Below are 13,464 nucleotides of genomic sequence, written 5' to 3' on the forward strand. Positions count from 1 at the left end.
ATGTTCAACGGCAAATCGATTTTCATCTCTGGCGGCACCGGCTCGTTCGGGCGCAATTTCATCCGGCGCCTGCTGGAGCAATACCAGCCCAAGCGGGTGGTGGTGTTCTCCCGCGATGAACTGAAACAGTACGAAATGCAGCAGACCTTCAATGCGCCCTGCATGCGTTATTTCCTCGGCGACGTGCGTGACGCCGAGCGTCTGCGCCAGGCCATGCGCGGGATCGACTATGTGGTGCACGCTGCGGCCCTGAAACAGGTGCCGGCGGCGGAGTACAACCCCACCGAGTGCATCCGCACCAACGTCAACGGCGCGGAAAACATCATCGCCGCGGCCATCGACAACGGCGTGAAGAAAGTTATCGCCCTGTCCACCGACAAAGCGGCGAGCCCGGTCAACCTGTATGGCGCGACCAAGCTGCTGTCGGACAAGCTGTTCGTCGCGGCGAACAATATCGCCGGCGACCAGCCGACCCGTTTTGCCGTGGTGCGCTACGGCAACGTAGCCGGCTCGCGGGGTTCGGTGGTGCCGTTTTTCAGCCAGCTGATCGCCGAAGGCGCCCGCGAGCTACCGATCACCGACGCGCGCATGACCCGTTTCTGGATCACCCTGGATCACGGGGTGCAGTTCGTGCTCGACAGCTTCTCGCGCATGCATGGCGGTGAAGTCTTCGTGCCGAAGATTCCGTCGATCCGCATCGTCGACCTGGCGCGCGGCATGGCGGAAAACCTGCCGCACAAGCAGGTGGGCATTCGTCCGGGGGAAAAACTCCACGAGCTGATGGTGCCGCTGGATGACGCGCGCATGACCCTGGAGTTCACCGATCACTACACCATCCAGCCGTCGATCCGCTTTACCAACGTCAACATCGACTTTGCCGTGGACGGCCTGGGCGAACAGGGGCGGCCGGTGGGCGAGGAGTTCGAATACCGCTCCGACACCAATCCGCATTTCCTCTCGGTGGGCCAGATCGCCGAGCTGCATGCCAGGTTGCCGGCATGATTCCCTACGGGCGCCAGAGTCTCGACCAGGCGGACATCGATGCGGTGGTCGCGGTGCTGCGGTCCGACTGGCTGACCCAGGGGCCGACCATCGAACGCTTCGAGCAGGCCATGGCCGCTCGCTGCGAGGCCGGCCATGGCGTGGCGGTGTGCAATGCCACGGCGGCTTTGCACATCGCCTGCCTGGCCGCCGGCCTGGGGCCGGGAGACCGGCTGTGGACCACGCCCAATACCTTCCTGGCCTCGGCCAACTGCGGACGTTATTGCGGCGCCGAGGTGGACTTTGTCGATATCGACCCGCACACCTGGAACATGGATGCCCGGGCGTTGGCGCATAAGCTCGAGGCCGCCGAGCGCACGGGCAGACTGCCCAAGGTGGTGGTGGCGGTGGCGTTTTCCGGGCAAAGCTGCGACATGCGCGCCATGGCGCAACTGGCGCAGCGTTATGGCTTCGTGCTGATCGAGGATGCCTCCCACGCGGTGGGCGCCTCCTATGCAGGGCGGCCGGTGGGCTGTGGCGAATTCGCGGCGATGACGGTGTTCAGCTTTCATCCGGTGAAAATCATCACCAGCGCCGAGGGCGGCATGGTCCTGACCAACAGCCCGCAGTTGGCGGACCGCTTGCGCCGCTTGCGCAGCCACGGCATGACCCGCGACCCGGCGCAGATGACCGAGCCCAGCCACGGCCCCTGGTACTACCAGCAGACCGAGCTGGGTTTCAATTACCGCATCACCGATCTGCAAGCAGCCCTGGGCTTGTCCCAACTGGACAAGCTCGACGCTTTCATTGTCCGGCGCCGGCAGCTGGCGGCCCGTTATGACCACCTGCTGGCCGATCTGCCGCTGACCCTGCCGCAGGCTCAGGAGCAGGCGCAATCGGCCTGGCATCTGTACGTGGTGCGCTTGCAGCCCGAGCGCATCCGCCGCACCCATCGCGAGGTGTTCGAGGCATTGCGCGAGGCCGGGGTCGGGGTCAATCTGCATTACATTCCGGTGCATCTGCAGCCGTATTACCGCGACCTGGGATTCGCCGCGGGGGATTTCCCCGAGGCCGAGCGCTACTACGGCGAAGCCATCAGCCTGCCGCTGTTTCCGGCGCTGGACGATGAGCAGCAGACGTATGTGGTCGAGCAATTGCGCCAGCTTATCCAGGAGCCCGCCCAGCCTTGAGTGCCATCGCGATCATTCCCGCCCGTGGCGGCAGCAAACGCATAGCGCGCAAGAACCTCAAGCCGTTCGACGGCGTGCCGATGCTTGCCCGCTCGATTGCCACGGCGCTGCGCTCCGGGTTGTTCGATCAGGTGCTGGTCAGTACCGACGACCCGGAGATCGCCGAGCTGGCCAGGGCCAGCGGCGCCACGGTGCCATTCATGCGTCCGGCCGAGCTGGCGGACGATTTCACCGGCACCGGGCCGGTGATCGTGCATGCTTTGCAGGCATTGCAGGAGCGTGGCGAGACCTTCGATTACGCCTGCTGCATTTACGCCACCGCGCCCTTGTTGCAACTGCGTTACCTGCGCCAGGGCTTGGCGGCGCTGGACGCTCAGCCTGAAAAGTCCTTCGCCTTTTCCGTGTGCAGCTTTGCGTTTCCGGTGCAGCGCGCCCTGACCCTGGACGAGCAGGGCGCGTTGACTTCGCTTTATCCGGAGTTTCGCAACACACGCTCCCAGGACCTGCCGCCGGCCTATCAGGACGCCGGGCAGTTCTATTGGGGGCGCAGTGAGGCCTGGTTGCGCGGCGACCTGATGTTTTCCTCGCTCAGCCTACCGGTGATCCTGCCGCGCCATCTGGTCCAGGACATCGACACCGAAGAAGACTGGTTGCGCGCGCAATATCTCTACAGGGCGCTGAAAGCCGGTGGAGAGCTGGAGTGAGAGTGCTGATCCGGGCCGACGCCTCACCGGCCATTGGCAGCGGCCATATCGCCCGCTGCCTGACCCTGGCCAGGGCTTTGCGCGAGCTGGGCGCCACAGTGGCTTTCGCTTGCCGAAGCTTGCCCGGGCAGCAATTGGACCGCCTGGCCGAACTGGGTTTCCAGACGTTCGCCCTGCCGGCGAGTTATCCGGGTGAATGCGCGCAGGACATTGAGGCGCCGCTGCCCTGGCAGGCGGATATCGCCGCCTTGCGGGCAGCGTTGCAGGATCAGCCGCGATTCGATTGGGTGCTGGTCGATCACTACGGCCTCGACCGGCAGTGGCAGCAGGCGGCGCGGCAATGGGCGCCACGGATTGCCGCCATCGATGATCTGGCCAACCGGCGGCACGGGGTCGATCTGTTGCTCGACCAGAACTTCAGCGGCACGCCCCAGGCCTATGCCGGCCTGATCGACGCCGAGTGCCGGGCGTTGCTGGGGCCGCACTTCGCCTTGCTGCGCGAGGAGTTCCGTTGTCCGCCGATCGCCATCCGCGAGCGAGCGAGTCGGGTGCTGGTGAATTTCGGCGGTTTCGATGCGGCCAGCCAGACCCACAAGGCGATGCTGGCCTTGAGTGCGTTCGACGACCTGCAGGTGGATTTTGTCGCCGGGGCCGGCAACCCGGCCTGGGCGCAGATGCAGGAACTGGCGGCCGGTCGCGGGCATTGGCGTTTGCACGCCTATGTCAGCGATTTTTCCCGCTTGATGGCCGAGGCGGACTTGTTTATCGGCGCCGGTGGCGGCACCAGTTGGGAGCGTGCCGCCCTGGGCCTGCCGACCCTGTGCATCAGCGTGGCCGGCAATCAAGAGGCCAATGCCCGGCTGCTGGCCGAGGCGGGCGTGCATGTCTACCTGGGGTCCAGCGAGCAGGTGAGTGTCGAGCAGATCCGCCAGGCGGTCGCAGCGCTCGTTGGCGATTACCCGTTGCGCCAGAGCCTGGCGCAGCGTTCCCGGCAGTTGGTGGACGGGCAGGGTGCATCGCGGGTGGCGGCGGCCCTGTTCGAGATGACCGGCAATCCATTGCGCCGTGCCGGAGATGATCTGGGCACTGATGAATTTACGCGTGAATCGAAGGAAAACCCCAATGACTAGTTTCAAGATCGGCTCGCGCTCGATCGGCGCCGGCTCGCCGCCGCTCATCATTGCCGAGATGAGCGGCAACCATAACCAGTCGCTGGACGTTGCCCTGCAGATCGTCGAGGCCGCGGCCAAGGCCGGCGCCCATGCCTTGAAGTTGCAGACCTATACCGCCGACACCATGACCCTGGACCTGGAGCATGGCGAGTTCTTCATCAAGGATCCGGCCAGTCTCTGGGCCGGCTCTTCGCTGTATGCCCTGTATGAAAAGGCCCACACCCCCTGGCAGTGGCACGCGCCGATCTTCGCCCGCGCCAGGGAGCTGGGGATGCTGGCGTTCTCCACTCCGTTCGATGAGAGCGCGGTGGACTTCCTCGAAAGCCTCGATGTGCCGGCCTACAAGATCGCCAGTTTCGAAAACACCGACCTGCCGCTGATCCGTCGGGTGGCGGCCACCGGCAAGCCGCTGATCATCTCCACCGGCATGGCCAGCATCGCCGAGCTGGACGAAAGCGTGCGCGCCGCCCGGGAGGCCGGCTGCAAGGATCTGGTGCTGCTCAAATGCACCAGCACCTACCCGGCTTCGCCGGAAAACAGCAACATCCTGACCATTCCCCATCTGCGCGAGCTGTTCGGCTGCGAGGTCGGTTTGTCCGACCACTCCATGGGCGTCGGGGTTTCCGTGGCCGCCGTGGCGCTGGGCGCCACTGTGGTGGAGAAACACTTCACCCTCGACCGCGCCGCCGGCGGGGTGGATGCGAGTTTTTCCCTGGAACCGGCGGAGCTGCACAGCCTGGTGGTGGAAACTGAACGTGCCTGGCAGGCCTTGGGCCAGGTGCGTTACGGCGCGACCGAGGCCGAGCGGCAGTCGGTGTTGTACCGCCGTTCCCTCTATGTCACCCGCGATATGGCGGCGGGGGAAGTGTTCAGCCGCGATAACGTCAGGGCCATTCGTCCGGGCCTGGGGCTGGCTCCCAAGCACATCGACGCGGTCCTCGGGCGTTGCGCGCGCCAGGCCCTCAAGCGCGGGACCGCACTGGATTGGGCATTTGTCGAATAGCCGTTTGTATGGCTGATTCGGCAAAATAGCGTGACCTGCGAGTCATAACGCGCATCTTCACTGTATTGTATTGATCGGGGAGATGGCGCCTGGCCGGTAAACGGCGCAGTGATAGCCTTTTATTCTTCCCGCTGTCGCCTGTCAGGGGCGCCAGGATGTCTGTTTGTCGGCAGCCCCGGTCCGGTGGTCGGGGTATTCAGCTGTTTATTATTGGGAAGCCGTAATGATTGGCATAAAGAGCATTGCGAGCTACGTGCCTGTAGCCGGCGTAGACAATTACGCACAAGGTGCAAAATTCGAGAAGGATGAAGAGTTCATCCTGGGCAAGATCGGTTCGGCCTTCCTGCCGCGTAAAGACGCCACGCAGGAAACCTCGGACCTGTGTGTCGAAGCAGTCAATGCGCTGTTCGCCAACAACCCGCAATTGTCGCGCGAGTCGATCGACGCGCTGATCGTCGTCACCCAGAACGGCGACGAAGAAGGCCTGCCGCACACCGCCGCCATCGTCCAGGACAAGCTGGGCCTGCCGACCCACGTCGCGGCCTTCGATATTTCCCTGGGCTGCTCCGGTTATGTCTATGGCATCTACGCGCTCAAGGGCTTCATGGAAGCCGCGGGCCTGAAGAACGGCCTGCTGGTCACCGCCGACCCTTACTCGAAGATCGTCGATCCGCAAGACCGCAACACCACCATGCTGTTCGGCGATGCGGCGACCGCTACCTGGATGGGCGAAGACGCTCCCTGGCAGTTGGGCAAGGCCAAGTTCGGCACCGACGGTTCCGGCGCTCCGCACTTGAAAGTCACCGATGGCGTGTTTTTCATGAATGGCCGCCAGGTGTTCAACTTTGCCCTGCTGAAAGTCCCGGCGCATTTGAATGAGCTACTGGATGAGTCCGGCCTGAAGGCTGAGCAGATCGATGCGTTCTGTATCCACCAGGGCAGTGCGGCGATCGTCGATGCCGTGGCGCGCCGTTTCGAAGGCGAGCCGGAGAAATTCATCAAGGACATGGTCGAGACCGGTAACACCGTATCGTCGAGCATTCCGCTGCTGCTGGAAAAGCACGTGCTCGAGTCGAAGTGGCAACGTGTGGCCCTGAGTGGCTTCGGCGTAGGGCTGTCCTGGGGCTCGGCGATTATCTATCGCCCATGAGTTGATCCCGCGGCATCCAAAAATAGCGCCCAGGGTGTACCCTGAGCGCTATTTTTTTTGCATGAAGATAGGCGAGACAGCATGAGCGAAAGCTTCGAGGGCAATGCCCAGGCAATACAGGCTCGCTGGCCGCGACTGCTCGAGCGGTTGCTGGCGGAAGACAGTGCCGGGTTGCAGGCGGATCTGGTCGAAGGCCTGGGTTCGACCTTGAGTATTTCCGGCATTCAGCTCACCAGCCGCCATGATCGCACCGCGGAAGCTCGGATCCAGGCGGCGAGCCTGCCGGCCGACAGCCCGGTGATCCATCTGTACGGTACCGGCTTGGGCGACTTGCAGCAGATACTGCTGGAAAACCCGGCGCTGCAACGCTTGCAGGTGCACATCCTGAACGGCGCGGTGTTTGCGCTGGTGCTGCAATTGCTCGATCAGCAGGCCTGGTTGAACGATCCTCGAGTCGAACTGGGTTATGCCGGCGATCTGACGGAAATCCAGCTGCCGTTCTTCGCCTTGCCTTCCGAGCTGGTGCTGGCGGATGACTACAACGCCAAGATCCGCGATCGCCTGGTCAGTGAGGTGCACCTGGCCTTCAATAACCGCGACTTCGTGGCCGATTCCCCAGAGGTCGCCCAGCGCCTGCAAGCGAGTGCCGAGCTGGTGGCCAGCGACAGTGACGTGGCGCAGCTGTTCGGGAGCCAGCCGGGGCGCGAGATTTTTGTGATTGCCACCGGGCCGAGCTTGGAACGGCATTTCGAACGCTTGCGCGAGATTCGCGCCCAGGCCCGGCGGCCTCTGTTTATCTGTGTCGATACCGCCTACCGGCCGTTGCTCAAACAGGGGATCGAACCGGATATAGTGGTCAGCATCGATCACCGGATTTCCAGCCTGCACCTTCCACCAGAAAAATCGGCAGCCATCACCCTGGTCTATCTGCCGATGGTCGATCCGCAGATTCTGGCGCTCTGGCAGGGACCGCGTTACGTGGGGTATTCCGCCAGCCCGATTTACACGCGGATGCGCGGGCAATTGCCCAAGGCGCAGTTGTATGTCGGCGGCAGCGTGATCCATCCCGCGGTGGACCTGGCGGTAAAAATGGGTGCCGAGCAGGTCACCTTGTTCGGTGCCGACTTTGCCTTCCCGATGAACAAGACGCATGCCGGCTGGCTCGACGGTGAGTTGGGGCCGCAGTTGGGCGCGGCCCGGCACTGGGTGCTGGACGGGCATGGCCAGCGGGTCAGGACCCAACTCAATTTCCGCAGTTACCTGTGCGAGCTGGAGCGTTTTATCGCCGGTCATCCGCGGGTGCGCTTCTATAACAGCAGTCGGGACGGGGCGATGATTGCCGGAACGACCTACCATCCGGAGTTCAGCCAATGAGCGCGATCGAGGGGCTGATCGCCCGCTTGCAGCAATGCGCCGAGGATTTTCGCCTGGGGCACGATGTCGAGACGGCCGTGACCATGGTCCAGTTGATGGGGGCGATCCAGCCGCTGATCGATACCGCGCCGCCAGCGCAGCGCCAGGATTGGGAGACTTTGCTTGGCCTGATGTTCGAATGTCAGCAAGGGCAAAACTGGCTGGCCCTGGCCGACTACCTGCAATACGAATGCGTTGAAGTGCTGCGTTCCCTCTCTGCTGGCTGAAGCATTCCCTGCCTGCCCGGGCGATCTCCGCGCCTGGGTCTTCTCCGGCATTTTCCTGGCGCCATTTTTCCACGGTTTAAAAACGCCGAGCCCTTGATTTACGAGGGGTGGCACGCTGATGGCAAATTTTTTTGAAAATCCCCTAAAGCAACTTGCATTGCCGACGATAACTATTACGAAGGTTCTCTAGGCCATACCCGGCGGTTGCCAGGGCCGGAAGCCGCAGTACCCAACCAACGAGGAATTCGTCATGGCTTTAACAGTAAACACTAACGTCACATCGTTGAACGTTCAGAAGAACCTGAACCGCGCTTCCGACGCTCTGTCGACTTCGATGACTCGCCTGTCTTCCGGCCTGAAAATCAACAGTGCAAAAGACGACGCCGCCGGCCTGCAAATCGCTACCCGTATGACTTCGCAGATCCGCGGTCAGACCATGGCGATCAAAAACGCCAACGACGGTATCTCCATCGCTCAGACCGCTGAAGGCGCTCTGCAGGAATCCACCAACATCCTGCAACGTATGCGTGAACTGGCTGTTCAAGCACGAAACGACTCGAACGGCACCGCTGACCGTGTTGCACTGAACAAAGAATTCGCTTCGATGTCGGACGAGCTGACTCGTATCGCCCAGTCGACCAACTTGAACGGCAAGAACCTGATCGACGGTTCCGCTGGCACCATGACCTTCCAGGTCGGTTCCAACACTGGTGCTACCAACCAGATCACCATCGCTCTGGCCACCGGCTTCGACGCTACTACCCTGGCTGTCAACTCCGGCGCCATCGCCATTACCGGTAACAGCAGCGCCACCGCTGAAGCCAGCTCCAAGGCTTCGATCGATGCAATCACCGCGGCTCTGTCGACCATCAACGCCAGCCGTGCTGACCTCGGTGCTGCACAAAACCGTCTGACCAGCACTATCTCCAACCTGCAGAACATCAACGAAAACGCCAGTGCTGCACTGGGTCGCGTACAAGATACCGACTTCGCTGCTGAAACTGCACAGATGACCAAGCAACAAACTCTGCAACAAGCTTCCACCGCAGTTCTGGCCCAGGCCAACCAACTGCCATCCGCTGTACTGAAACTGCTTCAGTAATAGCTGACTAAGCTTTGGCGGGGGAGTGCGCTGGTCGTGCTCTCTCGCTTTTTTACTTTAAGAGGTGATGGACATGGATATGAGCATGAAGCTGAACTTGTCTTATCCAACAGCCAAGCCGGCAACGCCTGTTGCTGACAAGCCTGTGGAGAAGCCTCAAGCAGACGTTGTGGCGCTGTCGACTGTCAAGGAAGAGAGTAAGGACACGCGAGCCGAGCAGGACAAACTGAAAATGGCCATCCAGGAAATTGAAAAGTTTGTGCAATCGGTCAAGCGTAACCTGGAATTCTCAATTGACGAGCCTTCCGGCAAGGTCGTCGTCAAGGTCATTGCCAGTGACTCCGGTGAGGTGATCCGTCAGATCCCCAACGAAGAAGTCCTGAAGTTGGCCAATAGTTTGAATGATGCGAGCAGCCTGTTGTTCAGCGCTAAAGTCTGACAGCTGGCATGAAATTTGTTGTTATGTTCTTTTGGGCGTTGTAATGGTCAAAAGACCGGCGACACACTGAAGGGAGATCTCCATGGCAAGTCCAATTCTACCGGGTACCGGTCTAGGCTCCGGCCTCGATACCGGTGCTATCGTCAAAGCCTTGGTGAACGCTGACAAAGCACCCAAGCAAGCTCAGATCGACCGGGGAACCGCGAACAACACCGCAAGCATCTCTGGTATGGGTACCTTGAAGTCTTTGTTGTCGACCTTTCGGACCACCATTACCGAGCTCAGCAGCAAGACCAACCCGCAATTCCCTGGTTATGCCGCTACTACTTCCGAAAGCAAGTATGTAACAGCGGTCGCTGGCAATACCGCAGTCAATGGCAACTATGTTGTCAATGTCAAGAATCTCGCGACTTCCTCGAAAGTCACCAGTGCTGCCTTCGCTGGCGGTACTACAAGTGCTATTCCGACTGGTACCCTGAAAATCAGTCAAAATGGCACTGACTACAATCTCGATATAAAAGCCGGTGCTACCTTGCAGTCGGTACGTGACTCGATCAACGCCGACGCATCGCTCAAGGGCGCGGGTATCAGCGCGAACATCGTGACCGACTCCTTTGGCTCGCGCCTGGTTGTGGGCTCGACTACTACCGGTGCAGGCTCCGATATTTCTCTCAGTGGCATTGCCGGTCTGGAAATTGACGGCAGCACTGTCGTTGGTGCTTCTGGTTCGCCGATGACCGCGACCTCTGCCGGTTCCATTGGCGCCCTGGCAGTGGATGCTAGCTTCACCGTCGACGGCATGGCGCTGACCAGCAAAAGCAACGCGGTGGATAAAGCGGTTTCCGGGATGACCTTCAACCTGGTCGCTCCGGGTACCTCGACCATTACCGTCGCGGCCAACACCGACGGTTTGAAGGCGTCGATCCAGAAGTTCGTCGATGCCTACAACGCAGTAGCCAACAGCGTTACCGCGCTGACCAAGCCATCCCTGGATGACGATGGCAAGCTGACCATCCCGGCACAGCTGACCGGCGACTCGTTGCCGCGCTCGATCCTGGCGGCCATGCGTGCGCCGCTGTCGGAAGTCGGATCTGGCGACAAACTGACCGTCCTGGCGCAGTTGGGGATAACCACCAACCAGAAGACCGGTGCCCTGGACTTCGACTCCACCAAGTTCACCGCGGCGATGAACGACAAAAAACTCGGTGGTGAGGTGCAAGCCCTGTTCACCGGCGAAAAGGGCCTGTTGGAGCGCATGGACAATGCCATCAAGCCTTTTGCCCAGACCGGCGGTGTTCTCGATCAGCGTACGACTGAGCTGAACAAGACCAAGGCCAAGCTGACCTTGGATCAGGAGGCCCTGGACCGCCGTATCGAAACCCTGACGGCAGTACTGACCAAGAAGTACAACGACATGGACACCCTGGTGGGCAAGTTGAAAGCCACCGCCAGCAACATTACCTCGATGTTTGAGGCGTTGACTGCGCAACAGAAAGGCTGATTGATACCAGGCGCCAAAAGCCCGGCAACGTTTGTAGCGTTCCGGGCTTTTGGCTTTTGATCTAAAGTTTTTTGACGCCAGGTCGATACGCTGGTTATACGAACCCTTGAGTTTTGATGAGGTAGAACATGAATCCGATGTTAGCCCTTCGGCAATACCAGAAGATTGGTGCCCAGGCGCAGACTTCCGAGGCCAGCCCCCATCGTCTGGTGCAGATGCTGATGGAAGGCGGCCTGGATCGTATCGCCCAGGCCAAGGGGGCGATGGAGCGCAAGGATATTCCCAACAAGGGTGTGTTCATCAGCAAGGCGATCGGCATTATCGGCGGCTTGCGTGAAGGGCTCGATCTGGAAAACTCACCCGACACTCTGGGCGATCTGGATGGCTTGTACACCTACATGATGACGCGCCTCGCCGAGGCGAACATCAAGACCGATCCAAAGATTCTCGACGAGGTCGCCGATCTGCTGCGCACCGTCAAGGAAGGCTGGGACGCCATCGCTGCGCCGGGTCCGCAGTTCTAAGGAGATCACCATGAGTCTTGTATTGCAGCGCATCGAAGAAACTCGTGAAGCACTGGTTGCCGCCCTGGCCGAGCGTAACTGGGAAGCGATCGGCCAGTTGGATCTGGCCTGCCGTTCCTGCATGGAAGACATCTTGAGTGAAGCTCCGGAAGATGAAGCCGCGTTGCGCGAGAATTTGCAGGAGCTGTTGGGGGTTTATCGGCAGCTTCTTGAGGTGACGACAGGGGAGCGTCAGGCGATAGTCGACGAGATGTCGCAGATCCATCAAGCACAGAACGCGGCAAAGGTTTACCATCTGTTCGGTTAATTAACCCCTAAGTTAATCCGAATCCAGTGCGCCATAAATTTGACTGTGCACGCTTTTTTGACTTAACTAGTGGCTGTTTTCAGATTTCAGACGTCTATCAGGCTCAAAATGCCTACAAGCGTCTAGCTTGCCCTGATTCCGGGCATTGAGTTGACTAGGGAAGTTGCTATTGCATGTGGCGTGAAACCAAAATTCTGCTGATTGATGACGATAGCGTCCGCCGCCGCGACCTGGCGGTGATTTTAAATTTTCTTGGCGAAGAAAATTTACCCTGCGGTAGCCATGACTGGCAGCAGGCTGTCGGCTCATTGTCATCCAGTCGTGAAGTAATCTGTGTCCTCATCGGGACTGTAAATGCTCCTGGTGCACTTTTGGGCCTGTTAAAGACACTCTCAACCTGGGATGAGTTCCTTCCAGTTTTGTTAATGGGCGATAATTCTTCCATTGACTTGCCGGAAGACCAGCGTCGTCGAGTGCTTTCCACCCTGGAAATGCCACCCAGCTACAGCAAGTTGCTCGATTCCCTGCACCGCGCCCAGGTCTATCGTGAGATGTACGATCAGGCCCGTGAGCGCGGTCGCCATCGCGAACCCAACCTCTTTCGCAGTCTGGTCGGCACCAGCCGGGCGATCCAGCATGTCCGGCAGATGATGCAGCAAGTGGCCGATACCGACGCCAGCGTGCTGATCCTCGGCGAGTCCGGGACTGGCAAGGAAGTGGTGGCGCGTAACCTGCACTATCACTCCAAACGTCGCGAAGCGCCGTTCGTGCCCGTCAACTGTGGTGCGATTCCGGCCGAATTGCTGGAGAGCGAACTGTTTGGCCATGAGAAGGGCGCCTTCACCGGGGCCATCACCAGCCGTGCCGGGCGTTTCGAGCTGGCCAACGGCGGCACCCTGTTCCTCGACGAAATCGGCGATATGCCGTTGCCGATGCAGGTCAAGCTGTTGCGCGTGCTGCAGGAGCGTACCTTCGAGCGCGTGGGTAGCAACAAGACCCAGAGCGTCGACGTGCGGATCATCGCCGCGACTCACAAGAACCTCGAGAGCATGATCGAGGTCGGCAGTTTCCGCGAAGACCTGTACTACCGCCTGAACGTGTTCCCGATCGAGATGGCGCCGCTGCGTGAGCGGGTGGAAGACATTCCGCTACTGATGAACGAGCTGATCTCGCGCATGGAGCATGAGAAGCGCGGTTCGATCCGCTTCAACTCCGCGGCGATCATGTCGCTCTGCCGCCATGGCTGGCCGGGTAACGTCCGCGAGTTGGCCAACCTGGTGGAGCGCATGGCGATCATGCATCCCTACGGTGTGATCGGCGTGGTCGAATTACCGAAGAAATTCCGCTATGTCGACGACGAAGACGAGCAGTTGGTGGACAGCCTGCGCAGTGATCTGGAAGAGCGGGTGGCGATCAATGGTCATACACCGGACTTCGCCGCCACCGCCATGCTGCCGCCGGAAGGCCTGGATCTGAAGGACTACCTCGGTGGTCTGGAGCAGGGCCTGATCCAGCAGGCGCTCGACGACGCCAATGGCATTGTTGCGCGGGCTGCGGAGCGCCTGCGTATCCGCCGCACCACGCTGGTGGAAAAAATGCGCAAGTACGGCATGAGCCGTCGCGAGGGTGATGAACAGGCGGATGATTGACGCCTGTTTTTTAACCTGTTGAAAACCGGGCGGTTTTTTTCCGGCACGGGTATTGCTAAGTCTCTCTCAACGTTCCGTTTAACTGACGGTCAGCCACGCGAG

The 13,464-nt window shown here is 60.5% G+C and carries 13 protein-coding genes and 1 pseudogene; all 14 read left to right on the forward strand.

Annotated features, from left to right (window positions below; translation table 11 throughout):
- The 14 genes and pseudogenes from pseB (at position 1) to AC07Y9_RS11995 (ending at position 13,362) form a co-directional block, all read left to right on the forward strand.
- Positions 1–1,002 (forward strand): UDP-N-acetylglucosamine 4,6-dehydratase (inverting), encoded by a 1,002-nt coding sequence (pseB, locus tag AC07Y9_RS11930; protein ID WP_102678480.1) that lies wholly within the window; start codon positions 1–3, stop codon positions 1,000–1,002.
- Positions 999–2,171: a UDP-4-amino-4,6-dideoxy-N-acetyl-beta-L-altrosamine transaminase gene (gene pseC / locus AC07Y9_RS11935; RefSeq protein ID WP_102678479.1), complete on the forward strand. Its 1,173-nt coding sequence runs from the start codon at positions 999–1,001 to the stop codon at positions 2,169–2,171. Before pseB ends, pseC begins: the two co-directional genes overlap by 4 nt.
- Positions 2,168–2,875: a pseudaminic acid cytidylyltransferase gene (pseF, locus tag AC07Y9_RS11940; RefSeq protein WP_102678478.1), complete on the forward strand. Its 708-nt coding sequence runs from the start codon at positions 2,168–2,170 to the stop codon at positions 2,873–2,875. Before pseC ends, pseF begins: the two co-directional genes overlap by 4 nt.
- Positions 2,872–3,915, forward strand: a pseudogene (gene pseG, locus AC07Y9_RS11945) (UDP-2,4-diacetamido-2,4,6-trideoxy-beta-L-altropyranose hydrolase); the annotation flags it as partial. The gene pseF and the pseudogene pseG, both read left to right, overlap by 4 nt.
- Positions 3,916–3,997: 82 nt before the next feature.
- Entirely contained in the window at positions 3,998–5,050 is a 1,053-nt protein-coding gene (gene pseI / locus AC07Y9_RS11950; RefSeq protein ID WP_102678476.1) for a pseudaminic acid synthase, read from the forward strand.
- Positions 5,051–5,273: 223 nt separating this feature from the next.
- Positions 5,274–6,200, forward strand: a complete 927-nt coding sequence (locus AC07Y9_RS11955; RefSeq protein WP_009042726.1) for a ketoacyl-ACP synthase III — start codon at positions 5,274–5,276, stop codon at positions 6,198–6,200.
- Between the two features lie 81 nt (positions 6,201–6,281).
- Complete coding sequence (locus AC07Y9_RS11960) at positions 6,282–7,574, forward strand: motility associated factor glycosyltransferase family protein (RefSeq protein ID WP_102678475.1); 1,293 nt, start codon at positions 6,282–6,284, stop codon at positions 7,572–7,574.
- Positions 7,571–7,840 (forward strand): hypothetical protein, encoded by a 270-nt coding sequence (locus tag AC07Y9_RS11965; RefSeq protein WP_087088892.1) that lies wholly within the window; start codon positions 7,571–7,573, stop codon positions 7,838–7,840. Before AC07Y9_RS11960 ends, AC07Y9_RS11965 begins: the two co-directional genes overlap by 4 nt.
- A 250-nt stretch (positions 7,841–8,090) precedes the next feature.
- Positions 8,091–8,942, forward strand: coding sequence for a flagellin domain-containing protein (locus AC07Y9_RS11970; protein ID WP_102678474.1), 852 nt, complete (start codon positions 8,091–8,093; stop codon positions 8,940–8,942).
- Positions 8,943–9,015: 73 nt separating this feature from the next.
- Positions 9,016–9,381: a flagellar protein FlaG gene (locus AC07Y9_RS11975; protein ID WP_087089319.1), complete on the forward strand. Its 366-nt coding sequence runs from the start codon at positions 9,016–9,018 to the stop codon at positions 9,379–9,381.
- A gap of 82 nt (positions 9,382–9,463) precedes the next feature.
- Positions 9,464–10,882, forward strand: coding sequence for a flagellar filament capping protein FliD (fliD, locus tag AC07Y9_RS11980; protein ID WP_087088888.1), 1,419 nt, complete (start codon positions 9,464–9,466; stop codon positions 10,880–10,882).
- 128 nt (positions 10,883–11,010) lie between these two features.
- The gene (fliS, locus tag AC07Y9_RS11985) at positions 11,011–11,406 is read left to right on the forward strand and encodes a flagellar export chaperone FliS (RefSeq protein ID WP_087088886.1); all 396 of its coding nucleotides are present in this window, start codon (positions 11,011–11,013) and stop codon (positions 11,404–11,406) included.
- 10 nt (positions 11,407–11,416) lie between these two features.
- Positions 11,417–11,713, forward strand: a complete 297-nt coding sequence (gene fliT, locus AC07Y9_RS11990) for a flagellar protein FliT (protein WP_007922640.1) — start codon at positions 11,417–11,419, stop codon at positions 11,711–11,713.
- A gap of 173 nt (positions 11,714–11,886) precedes the next feature.
- On the forward strand, positions 11,887–13,362 hold the full coding sequence (locus AC07Y9_RS11995) for a sigma-54 dependent transcriptional regulator (protein ID WP_007922638.1): 1,476 nt from the start codon (positions 11,887–11,889) through the stop codon (positions 13,360–13,362).
- Positions 13,363–13,464: the final 102 nt, after the last annotated feature.

This window comes from Pseudomonas sp. GW456-L12 (genome assembly GCF_059424045.1).

Excerpts from the sequence above, each read along its gene's own strand:
- pseB (WP_102678480.1), top strand. The coding sequence starts at position 1 with ATGTTCAACGGCAAATCGATTTTCATCTCTGGCGGCACCGGCTCGTTC.
- pseC (WP_102678479.1), top strand. The coding sequence starts at position 999 with ATGATTCCCTACGGGCGCCAGAGTCTCGACCAGGCGGACATCGATGCG.
- pseI (WP_102678476.1), top strand. The coding sequence starts at position 3,998 with ATGACTAGTTTCAAGATCGGCTCGCGCTCGATCGGCGCCGGCTCGCCG.
- AC07Y9_RS11955 (WP_009042726.1), top strand. The coding sequence starts at position 5,274 with ATGATTGGCATAAAGAGCATTGCGAGCTACGTGCCTGTAGCCGGCGTA.
- AC07Y9_RS11960 (WP_102678475.1), top strand. The coding sequence starts at position 6,282 with ATGAGCGAAAGCTTCGAGGGCAATGCCCAGGCAATACAGGCTCGCTGG.
- AC07Y9_RS11965 (WP_087088892.1), top strand. The coding sequence starts at position 7,571 with ATGAGCGCGATCGAGGGGCTGATCGCCCGCTTGCAGCAATGCGCCGAG.
- AC07Y9_RS11970 (WP_102678474.1), top strand. The coding sequence starts at position 8,091 with ATGGCTTTAACAGTAAACACTAACGTCACATCGTTGAACGTTCAGAAG.
- AC07Y9_RS11975 (WP_087089319.1), top strand. The coding sequence starts at position 9,016 with ATGGATATGAGCATGAAGCTGAACTTGTCTTATCCAACAGCCAAGCCG.
- fliD (WP_087088888.1), top strand. The coding sequence starts at position 9,464 with ATGGCAAGTCCAATTCTACCGGGTACCGGTCTAGGCTCCGGCCTCGAT.
- fliS (WP_087088886.1), top strand. The coding sequence starts at position 11,011 with ATGAATCCGATGTTAGCCCTTCGGCAATACCAGAAGATTGGTGCCCAG.
- fliT (WP_007922640.1), top strand. The coding sequence starts at position 11,417 with ATGAGTCTTGTATTGCAGCGCATCGAAGAAACTCGTGAAGCACTGGTT.
- AC07Y9_RS11995 (WP_007922638.1), top strand. The coding sequence starts at position 11,887 with ATGTGGCGTGAAACCAAAATTCTGCTGATTGATGACGATAGCGTCCGC.